At 60.6% G+C, this 15,843-nt stretch carries 14 protein-coding genes; 11 read left to right on the top strand and 3 right to left on the bottom strand.

All coding sequences use genetic code 11. The features are described from left to right. Window positions 1-266 precede the first annotated feature (266 nt). The 4 genes from OC605_RS25695 to OC605_RS25680 all read left to right on the top strand — a co-directional run bounded on the left by OC605_RS25695 (window position 267) and on the right by OC605_RS25680 (window position 3,428). The gene (locus OC605_RS25695; protein ID WP_262140247.1) at window positions 267-629 is read left to right on the top strand and encodes an ArsC family reductase; all 363 of its coding nucleotides are present in this window, start codon (window positions 267-269) and stop codon (window positions 627-629) included. Window positions 630-660: 31 nt separating this feature from the next. Beyond that, window positions 661-1,695: a 2,3,4,5-tetrahydropyridine-2,6-dicarboxylate N-succinyltransferase gene (gene dapD / locus OC605_RS25690; RefSeq protein ID WP_041478134.1), complete on the top strand. Its 1,035-nt coding sequence runs from the start codon at window positions 661-663 to the stop codon at window positions 1,693-1,695. Window positions 1,696-1,821: 126 nt separating this feature from the next. Beyond that, on the top strand, window positions 1,822-3,027 hold the full coding sequence (locus tag OC605_RS25685) for an aminotransferase class V-fold PLP-dependent enzyme (protein WP_122610705.1): 1,206 nt from the start codon (window positions 1,822-1,824) through the stop codon (window positions 3,025-3,027). Next, a complete protein-coding gene (locus OC605_RS25680; protein WP_262140246.1) occupies window positions 3,024-3,428 on the top strand; it encodes a SufE family protein in 405 nt (134 codons plus the stop codon). The genes OC605_RS25685 and OC605_RS25680 overlap by 4 nt, the downstream gene beginning before the upstream one ends. A gap of 125 nt (window positions 3,429-3,553) precedes the next feature. On the opposite strand, the gene tcdA is transcribed toward OC605_RS25680, so the two are convergent. Continuing rightward, the gene (gene tcdA, locus OC605_RS25675) at window positions 3,554-4,372 is read right to left on the bottom strand and encodes a tRNA cyclic N6-threonylcarbamoyladenosine(37) synthase TcdA (RefSeq protein ID WP_102900544.1); all 819 of its coding nucleotides are present in this window, start codon (window positions 4,370-4,372) and stop codon (window positions 3,554-3,556) included. Window positions 4,373-4,586: 214 nt separating this feature from the next. Here tcdA and OC605_RS25670 point away from each other — a divergent pair, with 214 nt between their 5' ends. From OC605_RS25670 to OC605_RS25655, 4 genes are all read left to right on the top strand, one after another. Further along, window positions 4,587-7,178, top strand: coding sequence for a glycosyltransferase (locus OC605_RS25670; protein WP_262140245.1), 2,592 nt, complete (start codon window positions 4,587-4,589; stop codon window positions 7,176-7,178). Window positions 7,179-7,420: 242 nt separating this feature from the next. Then, window positions 7,421-8,572, top strand: a complete 1,152-nt coding sequence (dapE, locus tag OC605_RS25665; RefSeq protein WP_016771486.1) for a succinyl-diaminopimelate desuccinylase — start codon at window positions 7,421-7,423, stop codon at window positions 8,570-8,572. Then, a complete protein-coding gene (locus tag OC605_RS25660; protein ID WP_016771487.1) occupies window positions 8,572-9,381 on the top strand; it encodes a putative RNA methyltransferase in 810 nt (269 codons plus the stop codon). Before dapE ends, OC605_RS25660 begins: the two co-directional genes overlap by 1 nt. Before the next feature lie 75 nt (window positions 9,382-9,456). Further along, entirely contained in the window at window positions 9,457-9,834 is a 378-nt protein-coding gene (locus tag OC605_RS25655) for a hypothetical protein (RefSeq protein WP_186569536.1), read from the top strand. 139 nt (window positions 9,835-9,973) lie between these two features. Here the strand turns inward: OC605_RS25655 and OC605_RS25650 are convergent, their stop codons facing one another. Further along, entirely contained in the window at window positions 9,974-10,183 is a 210-nt protein-coding gene (locus OC605_RS25650; protein WP_003222087.1) for a cold-shock protein, read from the bottom strand. Between the two features lie 236 nt (window positions 10,184-10,419). On the opposite strand from OC605_RS25650, the gene plsB reads away from it, so the two are divergent. The 3 genes from plsB (at window position 10,420) to OC605_RS25635 (ending at window position 14,156) form a co-directional block, all read left to right on the top strand. Continuing rightward, window positions 10,420-12,921, top strand: a complete 2,502-nt coding sequence (plsB, locus tag OC605_RS25645) for a glycerol-3-phosphate 1-O-acyltransferase PlsB (RefSeq protein WP_262140244.1) — start codon at window positions 10,420-10,422, stop codon at window positions 12,919-12,921. Window positions 12,922-13,040: 119 nt separating this feature from the next. Then, window positions 13,041-13,439 (top strand): YbaY family lipoprotein, encoded by a 399-nt coding sequence (locus OC605_RS25640; RefSeq protein ID WP_262140243.1) that lies wholly within the window; start codon window positions 13,041-13,043, stop codon window positions 13,437-13,439. Between the two features lie 27 nt (window positions 13,440-13,466). Then, window positions 13,467-14,156, top strand: coding sequence for a DUF4197 domain-containing protein (locus OC605_RS25635; protein ID WP_262140242.1), 690 nt, complete (start codon window positions 13,467-13,469; stop codon window positions 14,154-14,156). Here OC605_RS25635 and OC605_RS25630 read toward each other — a convergent pair. Continuing rightward, complete coding sequence (locus OC605_RS25630) at window positions 14,153-15,544, bottom strand: Fic family protein (RefSeq protein ID WP_262140241.1); 1,392 nt, start codon at window positions 15,542-15,544, stop codon at window positions 14,153-14,155. The genes OC605_RS25635 and OC605_RS25630 overlap by 4 nt on opposite strands. Window positions 15,545-15,843: the final 299 nt, after the last annotated feature.

Here is a 15,843-nt window from a genome sequence, read left to right as displayed (position 1 = left end):
TCAGGCGATCGACAGCGTTGAACTGCCATATTAGCGCCTTAGGCTGTGGCTGACCGTTGCACCTATGTCGCAGCCCTCGCTTTTGTAGGAGCTGCGGCACGCTGCGATCTGTTGATCTTCAAGATCAAAAGATCGCAGCCTCGTTTCACTCGTCAGCTCCTACAGGGGTTTTGCATTGCCAAATCGACCTGAGGCGCCGCGAAACCGTCCGGTCATGGCATAATCCGTCACCATTTTTTTCCAGCACCTGTAAAGGGGGCGATTCCTTGGCCGTTTCAAGTAAAACGTTGCACCTTTTCGGCATCAAAGCCTGCGACACCATGAAAAAGGCGCGCACCTGGCTCGATGAACACGCTATCAGCTATGACTTTCACGATTACAAGACCGCCGGCATTGACCGTGAGCACCTGACCCAATGGTGCGACGAGCACGGCTGGCAAACCGTGTTGAACCGCGCCGGCACGACCTTTCGCAAACTCGACGACGAACGCAAAGCCGATCTCGACCAGGCGAAAGCCATCGAACTGATGCTCGCACAACCCTCGATGATCAAGCGCCCGGTGCTCGATCTCGGTGACCGAACCCTGATTGGCTTCAAGCCAGATATCTACGCGGCCGCTCTGAAGTAAGCAGCCCGTCACTCTTTGTAGAGGTATTCACATGTCCAATTCCCTGTTCAGCATCGCTTTTGGTGTTGGCACCCAGAACCGTCAAGGCGCATGGCTGGAAGTGTTCTACGCCCAGCCACTGCTCAACCCTTCGGCCGAACTGGTCGCGGCCGTTGCGCCAATCCTCGGCTACACCGAAGGCAACCAGGCCATTACCTTCACCACCGCCCAGGCGGCGCAGCTGGCTGAAGCGGTAAAAGGCATCGACGCCGTGCAAGGCAAGCTGCTGACCCGCCTGGCCGAAAGCCACAAGCCGCTGGTCGCCACCCTGCTGGCTGAAGACGCGCAACTGACCTCCACGCCTGAGGCCTACCTCAAGCTGCACCTGCTGTCGCACCGTCTGGTCAAGCCGCACGGCGTCAGCCTGGCCGGTATCTTCCCGCTGCTGCCGAACGTGGCGTGGACCAGCCAGGGCGCGATCGACCTGAGCGAACTGGCGGAAATGCAACTCGAAGCGCGCCTGCGCGGCGAGCTTCTGGAAGTGTTCTCGGTGGACAAGTTCCCGAAAATGACCGACTACGTGGTACCGGCCGGCGTGCGTATCGCTGATGCCGCACGTCTGCGTCTGGGCGCCTATGTCGGCGAAGGCACCACCGTCATGCACGAAGGTTTCATCAACTTCAACGCTGGCACCGAAGGCCCGGGCATGATCGAAGGCCGCGTTTCCGCTGGCGTCTTCGTCGGCAAGGGTTCGGACCTGGGCGGCGGTTGCTCGACCATGGGCACCCTGTCGGGCGGTGGCAACATCGTGATCAAGGTCGGCGAAGGCTGCCTGATCGGCGCCAACGCCGGTATCGGTATTCCGCTGGGCGACCGCAACACTGTGGAATCGGGCCTGTACGTGACCGCCGGTACCAAGGTTGCGCTGCTGGACGAAAACAACAATCTGGTAAAGGTTGTGAAGGCGCGTGAGCTGGCTGGTCAGACTGATCTGCTGTTCCGTCGCAACTCGGAAACCGGTGCTGTGGAATGCAAGACCCACAAATCGGCGATCGAACTGAACGAAGCGCTGCACGCTCACAACTAAGCGCTGTAGGCCTGTGGGAGCGAGTCTGCTCGCGAAACTTCTGGCGTCCTCAAGGACGCTTTCGCGAGCAGGCTCGCTCCCACAAGGTTTGGCGTACACGCCGCCCAATTTCACAGGGCTGAACTCATGATGATCCCCTCCCCCTGGCGCGCCGATTTCCCGGCTATCGCCGCCCTGCAACGGCAAGACCAGACCTATCTGGACAGCGCCGCCACCACGCAAAAACCCCAGGCCCTGCTCGACGCACTGACGCATTACTACGCCAACGGCGCGGCCAATGTGCATCGTGCGCAACACCTGCCCGGTGCCCACGCGACGCAAGCGTTCGAAGACAGTCGGCGCAAGGTTGGCCAATGGCTGAATGCCGGTGACAGCGGGCAAATCATCTTCACCCACGGCGCCACCAGTGCGCTGAATCTGCTGGCTTATGGTCTGGAGCCTCTGTTTCAGCCGGGCGATGAGATTGTCATCAGCGCTCTGGAGCATCACGCCAACCTGCTGCCGTGGCAGCAACTGGCGCAACGCCGTCAGCTGAAACTGGTGATCCTGCCGCTGGATGCCGACGGCCTGATCGACCTCGGCGCTGCCGTGCATCTGATCGGCCCGCGCACGCGTTTGTTGGCGGTCAGCCAGTTGTCCAATGTCCTCGGCGCCTGGCAGCCACTGACCGCTTTGCTGGGCATGGCCAAGGCGCAGAACGCGCTCACGGTAGTCGATGGCGCGCAAGGTGTGGTGCACGGCCGGCATGATGTACAGGCGCTGGGTTGCGATTTCTATGTGTTTTCCAGCCACAAACTCTACGGCCCGGATGGCCTCGGCGTGCTGTTCGGGCGCAACGCTGCGCTGGAGCAATTGCAGCATTGGCAGTTCGGCGGCGAGATGGTGCTAGACGCCAACTATCAGGATTCGCGCTTCCGGCCGGCGCCTTTGGGGTTCGAGGCGGGCACACCGCCGATCGCCAGCGTCATCGGCCTCGGAGCGACCCTCGACTACTTGGCCGGTTTGGATCAAGACGCCGTATCTGCCCACGAAGCGGCACTGCACGACTATCTGCTGCGCGGCCTCGCCGCACGCAATGGCATTCGCCTGCTGGGCAAGCCGCAACTGGCGCTGGCCAGTTTTGTCGTCGAAGGCGTGCACAACGCCGATCTGGCGCATCTGCTCACCGAACAAGGCATCGCCGTGCGCGCCGGACATCACTGCGCCATGCCATTGATGAAAAGCTTCGAACTGGCTGGCGCGATTCGTGTGTCGCTGGCGCTGTATAACGATTCGGAAGATCTGGAGCGCTTTTTCGAGGCGCTGGATCAGGCGCTGGAGATGTTGCGATGAGCCTGCCGGTGGAAGCGGCCGAAGCGCTGCAGACGTTTCAGACTGCGGCGGGCTGGGAACAGCGGGCGCGGTTGCTGATGCAGTTTGGTGATCGTTTGCCGGCGCTGGATGACGCGGATAAGTGCGAGGCCAACCGGGTGCATGGCTGTGAGAGTCAGGTGTGGCTGGTCGGGGATTTGCGCGACGGACACTGGCAGTTCAAGGCAAGCAGCGATGCGCGGATGATTCGCGGGTTGGTGGCGTTGCTGCTGTTGCGGGTTAACGGCTTGTCGGCGGCTGATATAAAGCAAATCGATTTGCCGGATTGGTTTAATCAGCTCGGCCTGTCCCGCCAGCTATCGCCATCGCGCAGTAATGGCCTGAATGCCGTGCTCCAGCGGATGAATGAGCTGGCTCGCTGACTGATCGTTCCCACGCTCTGCGTGGGAATGCCTCAACGGACGCTCCGCGTTCGGCTCTGGATGGGACGCGGAGCGTCCCGGGCTGCATTACCACGCGGAGCGTGGGAACGATCAAAGACCCAGCATCAAATCTGAGGTTTGACCCGGTCCGCCGGGCGCCGTACACCAGCGACAATCTTGTCCACAGCCTTGGTCGCCGCGACCATGCCAAATGTCGCGGTAACCATCATCACCGCGCCAAACCCGCCGGCGCAGTCGAGCTTCACGCCATCGCCGACAAAACTCTTCTGCAGACAAATGCTGCCATCCGGTTTCGGGTAGCGCAGCTGTTCGGTGGAAAATACGCACGGCACGCTGTAGTGGCGGGTCACGGTGCGGGAGAAGCCGTAGTCACGACGCAAGGTCGAGCGCACTTTCGAAGCCAGCGGATCGTTGAAGGTGCGGTTCAGATCGCAGACCTGAATCAGCGTCGGATCGATCTGCCCGCCCGCGCCGCCGGTGGTGATGATCTGGATCTTGCGGCGTTTGCACCAGGCGATCAGCGCCGCTTTGGCATTGACCGCATCGATGCAGTCGATCACGCAGTCGATGTTCGGCGTGATGTATTCGGCCATGGTGTCGCGGGTAACGAAATCGGCCACGGCGTGCACCGTGCAATCGGGGTTGATCCCGCGCAGACGCTCGGCCATCACCTCGACCTTGGGTTTGCCGACGGTGCTGTCCAGCGCATGCAGCTGGCGGTTGGCATTGCTGACGCAGACGTCGTCGAGGTCGAACAGCGAAATCTCGCCAACCCCGCAACGGGCCATGGCTTCCGCCGCCCAGGAACCGACGCCACCAACGCCGACGATCGCCACATGGGCGGCGCGCAAGCGTTCCAGGCCCTCGATGCCATACAAACGGGCGATGCCTGCAAACCGCGGATCTTCTGTACTCATGACCATTACCCCAAAAACCGGCGCGCATTATAGGGCTACGCAGCGACAAGTTTTAAGCTGCAAGCGACAAGTGTAAGAACTTAAGTAAGAGACGGCTGCCCAATGTCAGGCATTTTCCCGTCAGTTGTACGGCTGGTTAACCGCCGGTGTAGGATGCGCGCCCCTCGGGCGTCTATCCGACCGATCCTTCGTTCCACAGCCTTTGGAACCCGAAACAGATATGTCATCGCGTAAATTTGGACTCAACCTGGTGGTGGTGCTGGCCATCGCTGCCTTGTTCACCGGTTTCTGGGCGCTGGTCAATCGCCCGGTCACGGCGCCGAACTGGCCGCAGCAAATCTCCGGCTTCTCGTATTCGCCATTCCAGCAGGGGCAATTCCCACAGAAGGATCAGTATCCGTCTGACGACGAAATGCGCCGTGACCTGGAAATCATGAGCAAGCTGACCGACAACATTCGTATCTATTCGGTCGACGGCTCGCTTGGAGACATCCCGAAACTGGCTGAAGAATTCGGCCTGCGTGTCACCCTCGGCATCTGGATCAGCCCGGACCAGGAACGCAACGAACGGGAAATCACCAAAGCCATCGAGCTGGCCAACACCTCCAGAAGCGTCGTGCGCGTGGTGGTCGGCAACGAGGCGCTGTTTCGCGAAGAGATCACCCCGGAAGCCCTGATCGTTCTGCTGGATCGGGTGCGCGCTGCGGTCAAAGTACCGGTGACCACCTCCGAGCAATGGCATATCTGGGAGAAATACCCGCAACTGGCCAAGCACGTTGACCTGATCGCCGCCCACGTCTTGCCCTATTGGGAATTCATTCCGGTGGACAAGGCCGGCCAGTTCGTCTTCGACCGCGCCCGCGATCTGAAGAAACTCTTTCCGAAAAAACCGCTGCTGCTCTCCGAGGTCGGCTGGCCGAGCAATGGTCGCATGCGCGGTGGCGCCGATGCCTCGCCGGCAGATCAGGCGATTTACCTGCGCACGCTGGTCAACAAGCTCAATCGCCAAGGCTTCAACTACTTCGTGATCGAAGCGTTCGATCAGCCGTGGAAGGCCAGCGATGAAGGTTCGGTCGGCGCCTACTGGGGCGTGTTCAACGCCGCGCGCCAGCAGAAATTCAATTTCGAAGGCCCGGTGGTGGCGATTCCGCAATGGCGCGTACTGGCGATCGGCTCGGTGGTGCTGGCGCTGCTGTCGCTGACCCTGCTGATGATCGACGGCTCGGCGCTGCGCCAGCGCGGTCGCACGTTCCTGACGTTTATCGCGTTCCTCTGCGGTTCGGTGCTGGTGTACATCGGTTACGACTACAGCCAGCAATACAGCACGTGGTTCAGCCTCACGGTCGGATTCCTCTTGGCGCTCGGTGCGCTCGGGGTATTCATCGTCCTGCTTACAGAGGCCCATGAACTGGCCGAAGCGGTGTGGATTCACAAGCGCCGGCGGGAATTCCTGCCGGTGCTGGGCGATTCCGATTACCGACCGAAAGTGTCGATCCACGTGCCCTGCTACAACGAGCCGCCAGAGATGGTCAAACAGACCCTCGACGCACTGGCCGCGCTCGATTATCCAGACTTCGAAGTCCTGATCATCGACAACAACACCAAGGACCCGGCCGTCTGGGAACCGGTGCGCGATTACTGCGCAACCCTCGGCCCGCGCTTCAAGTTCTTCCACGTTTCGCCGTTGGCCGGTTTCAAGGGCGGCGCGCTGAATTATCTGATTCCGCACACCGCCAAGGATGCCGAGGTCATTGCGGTGATCGACTCCGATTACTGCGTGCACCCGAACTGGCTCAAGCACATGGTGCCGCACTTCGCCGACCCGAAAATCGCCGTGGTGCAGTCGCCGCAGGATTATCGCGACCAGAACGAAAGCACCTTCAAGAAGCTCTGCTACGCCGAATACAAAGGCTTCTTCCATATCGGCATGGTCACTCGCAACGACCGTGACGCGATCATTCAGCACGGCACCATGACCATGACCCGTCGTTCCGTGCTGGAAGAGTTGGGCTGGGCTGACTGGTGCATCTGTGAAGACGCCGAACTCGGCCTGCGCGTGTTCGAGAAAGGCCTGTCGGCGGCGTATTACCACGACAGCTACGGCAAGGGCCTGATGCCGGATACCTTCATCGACTTCAAGAAGCAACGTTTCCGTTGGGCCTATGGCGCGATCCAGATCATCAAGCGCCACACCCGCAGCCTGCTGCGCGGCAAGGACACCGAACTGACTCGCGGTCAGCGTTATCACTTCCTCGCTGGCTGGCTGCCGTGGGTCGCCGATGGCATGAACATCTTCTTCACCGTTGGCGCGCTGTTGTGGTCGGCGGCGATGATCATCGTGCCGCAACGGGTCGATCCGCCGCTGTTGTTTTTCCCAATCCCGCCACTGGCGCTGTTCGTGTTCAAGGTCGGCAAGATCATCTTCCTCTACCGCCGCGCCGTCGGTGTGAATCTGAAGGATGCGTTCTGCGCGGCGCTGGCCGGGTTGGCGTTGTCGCACACCATCGCCAAAGCGGTGCTGTACGGTTTCTTCACCAGCAGCATTCCGTTCTTCCGCACGCCGAAAAACGCTGACAACCACGGTTTCTGGGTGGCGATCAGCGAGGCTCGCGAGGAGCTGTTCATCATGCTGTTGCTGTGGGGCGCGGCGCTGGGGATCTTCCTGGTGCAGGGCATTCCGAGCAATGACATGCGCTTCTGGGTAACCATGCTGCTGGTGCAGTCGCTGCCGTATCTGGCGGCGCTGATCATGGCGTTCCTGTCGTCGCTGCCCAAACCTGTGGCCAAGGCTGAGCCGGCACCGGTCGTCTAAATCCGCAACGCAGCACTAAACGGCGGCCAATGGTCGCCGTTTTGCTTTAAGATAACCGCCATTTTGCGGGGCTTGGCGTGATAACCGGTCTGACTGACCACCCCTATCCCTTGTGGGAGCGAGCCTGCTCGCGAAGGCGTTGTAACATTCAACCTTTAAGGTGCCTGGTAGACCGCTTTCGCGAGCAGGCTCGCTCCCACATTAGAAGCCCAAGCTCACACCCCATGATCCCGGAGTTTTCCATGACGGCCCACGCCGACCTATCGCCGACCCTTCAACTGGCCATCGACCTGATCCGCCGTCCCTCCGTAACCCCGGTCGATGCCGACTGCCAGAAGCAGATGATGCAGCGCCTGGGCGATGCCGGTTTCACCCTGGAGCCGATGCGCATCGAAGATGTGGATAACTTCTGGGCCACTCACGGCAACAACGACGGCCCGGTGCTGTGCTTCGCCGGTCACACCGACGTGGTGCCGACCGGTCCGGTTACCGCATGGCAGATCGATCCGTTCAATGCCGTGATCGACGAACACGGCATGCTCTGCGGCCGTGGCGCGGCAGACATGAAAGGCAGCCTGGCATCGATGACCGTCGCCGCTGAACGCTTCGTCGCCGACTATCCGAATCACAAAGGCAAGGTCGCTTTCCTGATCACCAGCGACGAAGAAGGCCCGGCGCATCACGGCACCAAGGCCGTGGTCGAACGTCTGGTCGCGCGCAACGAGCGCCTGGACTGGTGCATCGTTGGCGAACCGTCGAGCACCACGCTGGTCGGCGATGTGGTGAAAAACGGCCGTCGCGGCTCCCTCGGCGCCAAGCTCACGGTCAAAGGCGTGCAGGGTCACGTGGCCTACCCGCATCTGGCGAAGAACCCGATCCACCTCGCCGCTCCGGCGCTGGCAGAGCTGGCCGCCGAGCACTGGGACCACGGTAACGACTTCTTCCCGCCAACCAGTTTCCAGATTTCCAACCTCAATTCCGGCACCGGCGCGACCAACGTGATTCCCGGTGATCTGGTGGCGGTGTTCAACTTCCGTTTCTCCACCGAATCGACCGTCGAAGGCCTGCAGAAACGCGTTGCCGACATCCTCGACAAGCATGGTCTGGACTGGCACATCGACTGGGCGCTGTCCGGCCTGCCATTCCTCACCGAACCGGGGGCGCTGCTCGATGCGGTGTCGTCGAGCATCAAGGACATCACCGGTCGCGAGACCAAGGCGTCGACCAGCGGCGGCACCTCCGATGGCCGTTTCATCGCGACTATGGGCACGCAAGTGGTTGAACTGGGCCCGGTCAACGCGACCATCCACCAAGTCAACGAGCGCGTGCTGGCAGCCGATCTCGACGTGCTGACGGAAATCTATTACCAGACCCTGATCAAGTTGCTCGCCTGATGCTCGCGTGCCCGATCTGCAGTGAGCCGCTCAATGCGGTAGAGAACGGCGTGGTCTGCCCCGCCGGGCATCGGTTTGACCGTGCGCGTCAGGGTTATCTGAACCTGTTGCCGGTGCAGCACAAGAACAGCCGCGACCCGGGCGACAATCAAGCGATGGTCGAGGCGCGGCGTGATTTCCTCAACGCCGGGCACTACGCGCCAGTTGCCAGGCGTCTGGCTGAATTGGCGGCGAGTTATGCGCCGGAGCGCTGGGTCGACATCGGTTGTGGCGAGGGTTACTACACCGCGCAAATCGCCGAGGCTTTGCCCAATGCTGACGGCTACGCGCTGGACATTTCCCGCGAAGCCGTCAAACGCGCCTGCAAGCGCAACCCGGCGATTACCTGGTTGATCGCCAGCATGGCCCGCGTGCCATTGGCTTCAGGCAGTTGCCAGTTTCTCGCCAGCGTCTTCAGTCCGCTGGATTGGGAGGAAGCCAAGCGTCTGCTCAGCGTCGGCGGTGGGCTGATGAAAGTCGGCCCGACCCGTGGCCATCTGATGGAATTGCGCGAACGCCTGTACGACGAAGTGCGCGAGTACACCGACGACAAGCACCTGGCCCTGGTGCCGGCAGGCATGGCCTTGGCGCACAGCGAAACCCTGGAATTCAAGCTGACCCTGGACAAGCCCGAGGACCGCGCCAACCTGTTGGCGATGACGCCTCACGGCTGGCGTGCCAGTGCCGAGCGTCGTGCGGCGGTGATCGAGCAGGCCGAGCCGTTCGAGACCACCGTGTCGATGCGCTACGATTATTTCGTTCTTCAATAACTTTTGGTCTCGGGCAAAGGCCCGGGGCCGGCTAAATCCGCGAATGGATTTTTCAGACCCGCAGTGAGGACATCCATGCGCCAACCGGACATCGAGATTTACCTGAAAGACGCCGACGTCGACCACAAGGCCATCGCCGCCTGGCTCGGCCAAGCGCTGGGCCCGTGCAGCGACTGGGTGCAGAAAGGCCAGACGTACAAGTGCAAGGCCGGCAACGTGCCGGTGACCTGGCTGCCGAAAGCCGTGGGCAAATGGAACAGCCTGTTCCTGGAAAGCGACCAGACCCCCTGGGACGACGACATCGCCTGCGCCCGCGCAGCCTTTGCCGCGCTGAATGTCGAAGTGCGCTGTGCACCGGGGACGTGGGTCGAAGAAGAAGGTGAAGAAACCGCCGACCGCTGGATTCGCATCAGTGCCGATGGTGAAGAAGAAATCACCTGGAAGACCGCGTAACCACGGGCAACGTAGAGTCCACGTGGGAGCGAGCCTGCTCGCGAATGCGCAGTGTCAGTCGATATGAATGGTGACTGATACACCGCATTCGCGAGCAGGCTCGCTCCCACAGTGGTTTTTGGCGTTCTGGAGGTTTGTGTTACAGGCCTACAACGTCTTCCGCCTGCAACCCCTTCTCGCCGGTGACCACCGCGTACTCAACCTGCTGACCTTCAGTCAGCGAGCGGTGCCCTTCGCCGCGTATCGCGCGGTAGTGCACGAACACGTCCACGCCGTCGTCGCGCTGGATAAAGCCATAGCCTTTGGCGTCGTTGAACCACTTCACGTTGCCGGTTTCGCGTGTTGCCATCTGTTCATACTCCTTTTTTATTATTGAACGGGCTTTTCGCAGGAAAGCCTTCGAGGAACGTCAGCCTGCGTCCGACGTCCATGACAGGGCACCGGCAACAGAGCGCCGAGTATATGACAGGTGAAGAAACTCTCAACAGGAGATTACTTCGGCGCTTTTTTGCCGATTTTCGCCTAATACGGCAAACTGTCCGCCCCGAGCGCCTGCTCGGTTTTATTCACTCACGCAGAAGCCGTATGACCCGTTCCCCGTTCCGCCGTCTTGTGTTTGGCACCCTGCGCCGCCTGTTGTATCTCTGGGTTCGCTCCGAGACCATCAATCAGTCGTCGTTCACCCTCAACCTCGACCGCAGTCGTCCGGTGTTCTACGTCCTGCAAAACCCGTCACTGACCGATCTGGCGGTGGTTGACACCGAGTGCACCAAGGCCGGTCTGCCACGCCCGGTGCTGGCGGTATCGGTGGGTGCGCTGATCGAGCCGGCGGCGTTTTTCTATTTGACGCCGGACCCGGACTGGCTTGGCCGCCAGGACAAACGCGGCGCGCCGCCGACTCTCACCCGTCTGGTCAGCGCGCTGACTCAGAATGCTGCCGAAGACGCGCAGATCATTCCGGTCAGCGTGTTCTGGGGCCAGTCCCCAGACAGCGAAAACAGTCCGTGGAAACTGTTGTTCGCCGACAGCTGGGCAGTCACCGGCCGTCTGCGCCGGCTGCTGAGCATCATCGTCCTCGGGCGTAAAACCCGCGTGCAGTTTTCCGCGCCGATCCACCTGCGCGAACTGATCGATCACAACAAGGGACATGAGCGCACCGTGCGCATGGCCCAGCGCATCCTGCGCGTGCACTTCCGCAACCTCAAAGCTGCGGTGATCGGCCCGGACATCTCTCACCGGCGCAATCTGGTCAAAGGCCTGCTCAACCAGCCGCTGGTCAAACAGGCGATCCTCGAGGAGGCCGAGCGCGAAAAAATCTCGCCGGAAAAAGCCAAGGCCCAGGCCCTGCGCTACGGCAACGAGATCGCCTCGGACTACACCTACACCGCGATCCGTTTTCTCGAAGTGGTGCTGAGCTGGTTCTGGAACAAGATCTACGACGGCATCAAGGTCAACCACATCGAGGGCGTGCAGAACGTCGCGCAAGGTCACGAAGTGATCTACGTGCCGTGCCACCGCAGCCACATCGATTACTTGCTGCTCTCGTATCTGCTGTTCCGCAACGGCCTGACCCCGCCGCACATTGCCGCCGGGATCAACCTGAACATGCCGGTGATCGGCAGCCTGCTGCGTCGCGGCGGTGCGTTTTTCATGCGCCGCACCTTCAAGGGCAATCCGTTGTACACCTCGGTGTTCAACGAATACCTGCACACCCTGTTCACCAAAGGTTTCCCGGTCGAGTATTTCGTCGAGGGCGGTCGCTCGCGCACCGGGCGCATGCTGCAACCGAAAACCGGCATGCTCGCGATCACCCTGCGCAGTTTCCTGCGTTCGTCGCGGATGCCGATCGTCTTCGTGCCGGTGTACATCGGATACGAGCGCGTGCTCGAAGGCCGCACCTACCTCGGCGAACTGCGTGGGGCGAGCAAGAAAAAAGAATCGATCTTCGATATTTTCAAAGTGATCGGCGCGCTCAAGCAGCGTTTCGGTCAGGTCGCGGTCAACTTCGGTGAGCCGATCAAACTGGCCGAATTCCTCGACGCCGAGCAACCGGACTGGCGCCAGCAGGAGCTCGGCCCGCAGTTCAAACCGGCGTGGCTCAACGAAACCACCAACCGCCTCGGCGAGAAAGTCGCCCGGCATCTCAACGAAGCGGCGGCGATCAATCCAGTGAATCTGGTGGCGTTGGCTCTGCTGTCGACCACGCGTCTGGCCCTGGATGATCGGGCCATGGCGCGGGTGCTGGACCTGTATCTGGCGCTGCTGCGCAAGGTCCCGTATTCGCCACACACCACCTTGCCGGAAGGCGATGGCCGGGCGCTGATCGAGCATGTGAAAGACATGGATCTGCTCGCCGAGCAGAACGATGCGCTGGGCAAGATTCTCTATCTGGACGAGCAGAACGCGGTCCTGATGACCTACTACCGCAACAACGTCCTGCACATTTTCGCTCTGCCGTCGTTGCTGGCGAGTTTCTTCCAGAGCACCTCGCGCATGAGCCGCGAGCAGATCCTGCGCTACACCCGCGCGCTGTATCCGTACCTGCAATCGGAGCTGTTCATCCGCTGGAGCCTGGACGAACTCGACGCGGTGATCGATCAGTGGCTGGAAGCGTTCGTCGAGCAGGGCCTGCTGCGTTTCGAGAAGGACGTTTACCTGCGCCCGGCGCCGAGTTCGCGGCATTTCGTGCTGCTGACGCTGCTGTCGAAAAGCATCGCGCAGACCTTGCAGCGCTTTTACATGACCGTATCTTTGCTGCTCAACAGCGGCCAGAACAGCATCAGCGCCGAAGAGCTGGAAGACCTCTGCACAGTGATGGCCCAGCGCCTGTCGATCCTCCACGGTCTGAACGCCCCAGAGTTTTTCGATAAGAGTCTGTTCCGCCACTTCATCCAGACCCTGCTCGACCTCGACGTCCTGCGCCGCGACGAAGCCGGCAAGCTCAGCTATCACGAACTGCTCGGCGAGCTGGCCGAAGGCGCGGCCAAACGCGTGCTGCCGGCGGAGATTCGCCTGTCGATCCGCCAGGTCGCGCTGCACCGCAGTGAAGATGCGGCGGATCAGATCACGCCACAGCCTGAGGCTTGAAGCCTTACCCCTGTGGAAGCGAGCCTGCTCGCGAAGACGGCGTGTCAGTCGCCATTTATTTTGACTGATCCAGCGCTTTCGCGAGCAGGCTCGCTCCCACATCGAAAGGAGATTCACCCATGAAAAAACTGCTAACCCTCGCTGCCGCCACCCTGCTCAGCGCCTGCCAATCAACCACACCCGCCGGCAAGGCCAGCCTCGACGGCGAAGTCTTCTACCTGCAACGCATCGCCCTGCCCCCGAGCGCGACCCTGAGCGTCAGCCTGCAGGACGTGTCGCTGGCCGATGCGCCGGCCGTCGTCCTCGCCGAACAGAAAGGCCCGATCAAAGGCCAGGTGCCGCTGCCATTCCATTTGAGCTACGATCCGGCGCAGGTCAAATCCGGCCACCGTTACTCGGTCAGCGCGCGCATTGAAGTCAACGGCGAGCTGATGTTCATCACCACCGAAAACCACGCCGTGCAACTCGACGGCAACGACCCGCAGCCGCTGAAAATCCGCGTCGACGCCGTTCGTTAATCCATTTTTCGCCACAAGGAAGCCGCCATGCGCCGCCCTACCCTTCGCTTCGCCGCCGCCTGCGCCGGCCTGCTGATCTCCGCCAACGCCTTGGCCTTGTCGCTCAACGACCTGTCGCAACAAGACGCCACCGGCGGCCTCAAGGACGCCCTGACCCAAGGCGCACAGATCGCCGTGAAGCAACTCGGCACCCCGGGCGGCTTCAGCAATAACCCCGAAGTGAAAATCGAACTGCCGGGCAAACTCGGCAAAGCCGCGAGCAAGATGAAAGCCTTCGGCATGGGCGCCCAGGTCGAAGAACTGGAAACCGCGATGAACAAAGCCGCCGAATCCGCCGTGACCCAAGCCCAGCCCATCCTCGTCGATGCAGTGAAGAAAATGAGCGTGGCCGACGCCAAAGGCATCCTCAGCGGCGGCAACGATTCGGCGACCCAATACCTGAACAAATCCAGCCGCGAACAGATCCGCGCGAAATTCCTGCCCATCGTCAAACAAGCCACTGACAAGGTCGGCGTCGCGCAGAAGTACAATTCATTTGCAGGTCAAGCTGCCGCCTTCGGCGTAGTCGATGCGAAGAGCGCGAACGTTGAGAGCTACGTTACTGAACAGGCACTCAATGGTTTGTTCGAGATGATCGGCAAGCAGGAAAAAACAATTCGTCAGAACCCGGCCGCTGCGGCGACGAGTCTGGCGAAGAAGGTGTTTGGTACGCTTTAAGTCGTTACAACATGGGGGCGATTCAATTCGCTCCCATGCTTGCCTCCACGTAAAGAACTACGTAAAAAAAACACCCACTCCCGCCCCATCTTCCTTCTCTCAAAAAGCTGCAATTGGTCCAGCCCTTCCAGAATCGACGCCGCCTCGCTACCCGAACAGGAGAAATTTTCCGCGACATTGCTCGCCGTAAACTCCTTCGCCTCCCCGCTTTTAGCCACTTGATACAACGCGCGCTGCCGTTCCGTCAGTTGAGCAATTACGCCAGAGCTCGTCAGCCAGCGCTCAAAGTCCTGAGTGTCAGCCAGACTCTTGCGGTACACAGTTGTAAAACCGACCACGGCTCGCAAAATAACCGCGCATTGAAACTCGATGAAATAAGTCAGATCCAGCTCATCCGCCTCGGTGTGCAGGTAGGAGCGTCCGTATTTCACCGGTGCATTGCGCAGCAGCAGACTGATCGCAATGTAGCGAAACGCCGCGAACTCATGTTTGAACATGAACCAGTAAAACAAGGCTCTCGCGACCCGCCCGTTACCGTCGCGAAATGGATGTTCATAACCCATGGCGAAATGCAGCGTCACGGCCTTGATCAGTGGATGTAGATAATTTTTGTCCAGAATCGAGGCAGCGGGCCGGTTGATCCAGGCGGACAACCTCGCCAACCGCGCAACCAATCCTGCAGCAGGAGGTGGTCGGTGCACGGTGTTGCCTGAACCATCCTGAACAACCACCTCATCATTGGTCCGGAACAATCCGGGGGAATACTGCTCGTCGTCGATCCCCTCCACACCCACTCGATGGATCTCTGCAATCAGCTCAATGCTCAGAGGTTCATAACGCTTTTCCCAAGCGAAATTCATCATTCGATAATTACCCATTACCATGCGCTCATCCGGCGTCCGCGGCTGGCGCTGATGCTTGAGCATGTCCTTGGCAACACGAGTAGTGGTCGCCGCGCCCTCCAACTGGCTACTGGCGATGGCTTCGTCTTCGATCAGGTCATTGAGCAGACGGGAGAAATGCGCCCGCTCGCCGATCTGACTGGTCATGTAATCCAGCGCGGCCGTACTGGCGTAACGATCCACCACAGCCAAGGTTTTCTGCGCCAACGGCGTTGGCACGTATTTGCCCCACTGCACCGGCTCGCCCAACGGCAACAAATGAATGTACTGGGCCGCCCGCGCCTTCTTCACCAACGCCCAACAAAGATTAGCGTCCAACCCTGCCGCCCAGCGATAGCGCAACGCCTCGAACGGCAGATAGCGCCCCTGATCATCGAGCGGCTTGAGCAGCGCCAGATAATCCGCAAGTCGTTGCTTGTGGGGCGAGCGGGCCAACAGTTCGAAAACAGGATCCGTTCTGCCGGCTAATGTCGGTGGTTTCTTCATCAGACAGACTCAAGGACTCGGAAAGGCAGAACCCGGAGTACAGCATTGGACGGCCAGCGCCTCAAGATCGGAGGACTCTGAAAAAGCTGTAGGAAGGCAGCGTGAATTGGCGATTCGAAATGAATTGGCTGTCAGACCGCCTTCGCGAGCAGGCTCGCTCCCACAGAAAAGCAAGCAGCGCAGCTGCCCGCGGCGAAGCCGCACCACTCAACAATGAGCGCAAGCTCGAGTGCTCTTGATCTTGATCCACCGGCGACATCGGAAGGCTGAGTGGAGGGATTGATCCGGGCGTGGGAGCG

The organism is Pseudomonas sp. Marseille-Q5117 (genome assembly GCF_946901175.1).
GTDB classification, from domain to species: domain Bacteria; phylum Pseudomonadota; class Gammaproteobacteria; order Pseudomonadales; family Pseudomonadaceae; genus Aquipseudomonas; species Aquipseudomonas iranensis.
Note: the sequence above shows the minus strand (reverse complement) of the source record. Positions and strands in the feature narration are given on the sequence as shown.

Excerpts from the sequence above, each read along its gene's own strand:
- dapD (WP_041478134.1), top strand. The coding sequence starts at position 661 with ATGTCCAATTCCCTGTTCAGCATCGCTTTTGGTGTTGGCACCCAGAAC.
- OC605_RS25685 (WP_122610705.1), top strand. The coding sequence starts at position 1,822 with ATGATGATCCCCTCCCCCTGGCGCGCCGATTTCCCGGCTATCGCCGCC.
- OC605_RS25680 (WP_262140246.1), top strand. The coding sequence starts at position 3,024 with ATGAGCCTGCCGGTGGAAGCGGCCGAAGCGCTGCAGACGTTTCAGACT.
- tcdA (WP_102900544.1), bottom strand. The coding sequence starts at position 4,372 with ATGGTCATGAGTACAGAAGATCCGCGGTTTGCAGGCATCGCCCGTTTG.
- OC605_RS25670 (WP_262140245.1), top strand. The coding sequence starts at position 4,587 with ATGTCATCGCGTAAATTTGGACTCAACCTGGTGGTGGTGCTGGCCATC.
- dapE (WP_016771486.1), top strand. The coding sequence starts at position 7,421 with ATGACGGCCCACGCCGACCTATCGCCGACCCTTCAACTGGCCATCGAC.
- OC605_RS25660 (WP_016771487.1), top strand. The coding sequence starts at position 8,572 with ATGCTCGCGTGCCCGATCTGCAGTGAGCCGCTCAATGCGGTAGAGAAC.
- OC605_RS25655 (WP_186569536.1), top strand. The coding sequence starts at position 9,457 with ATGCGCCAACCGGACATCGAGATTTACCTGAAAGACGCCGACGTCGAC.
- OC605_RS25650 (WP_003222087.1), bottom strand. The coding sequence starts at position 10,183 with ATGGCAACACGCGAAACCGGCAACGTGAAGTGGTTCAACGACGCCAAA.
- plsB (WP_262140244.1), top strand. The coding sequence starts at position 10,420 with ATGACCCGTTCCCCGTTCCGCCGTCTTGTGTTTGGCACCCTGCGCCGC.
- OC605_RS25640 (WP_262140243.1), top strand. The coding sequence starts at position 13,041 with ATGAAAAAACTGCTAACCCTCGCTGCCGCCACCCTGCTCAGCGCCTGC.
- OC605_RS25635 (WP_262140242.1), top strand. The coding sequence starts at position 13,467 with ATGCGCCGCCCTACCCTTCGCTTCGCCGCCGCCTGCGCCGGCCTGCTG.
- OC605_RS25630 (WP_262140241.1), bottom strand. The coding sequence starts at position 15,544 with ATGAAGAAACCACCGACATTAGCCGGCAGAACGGATCCTGTTTTCGAA.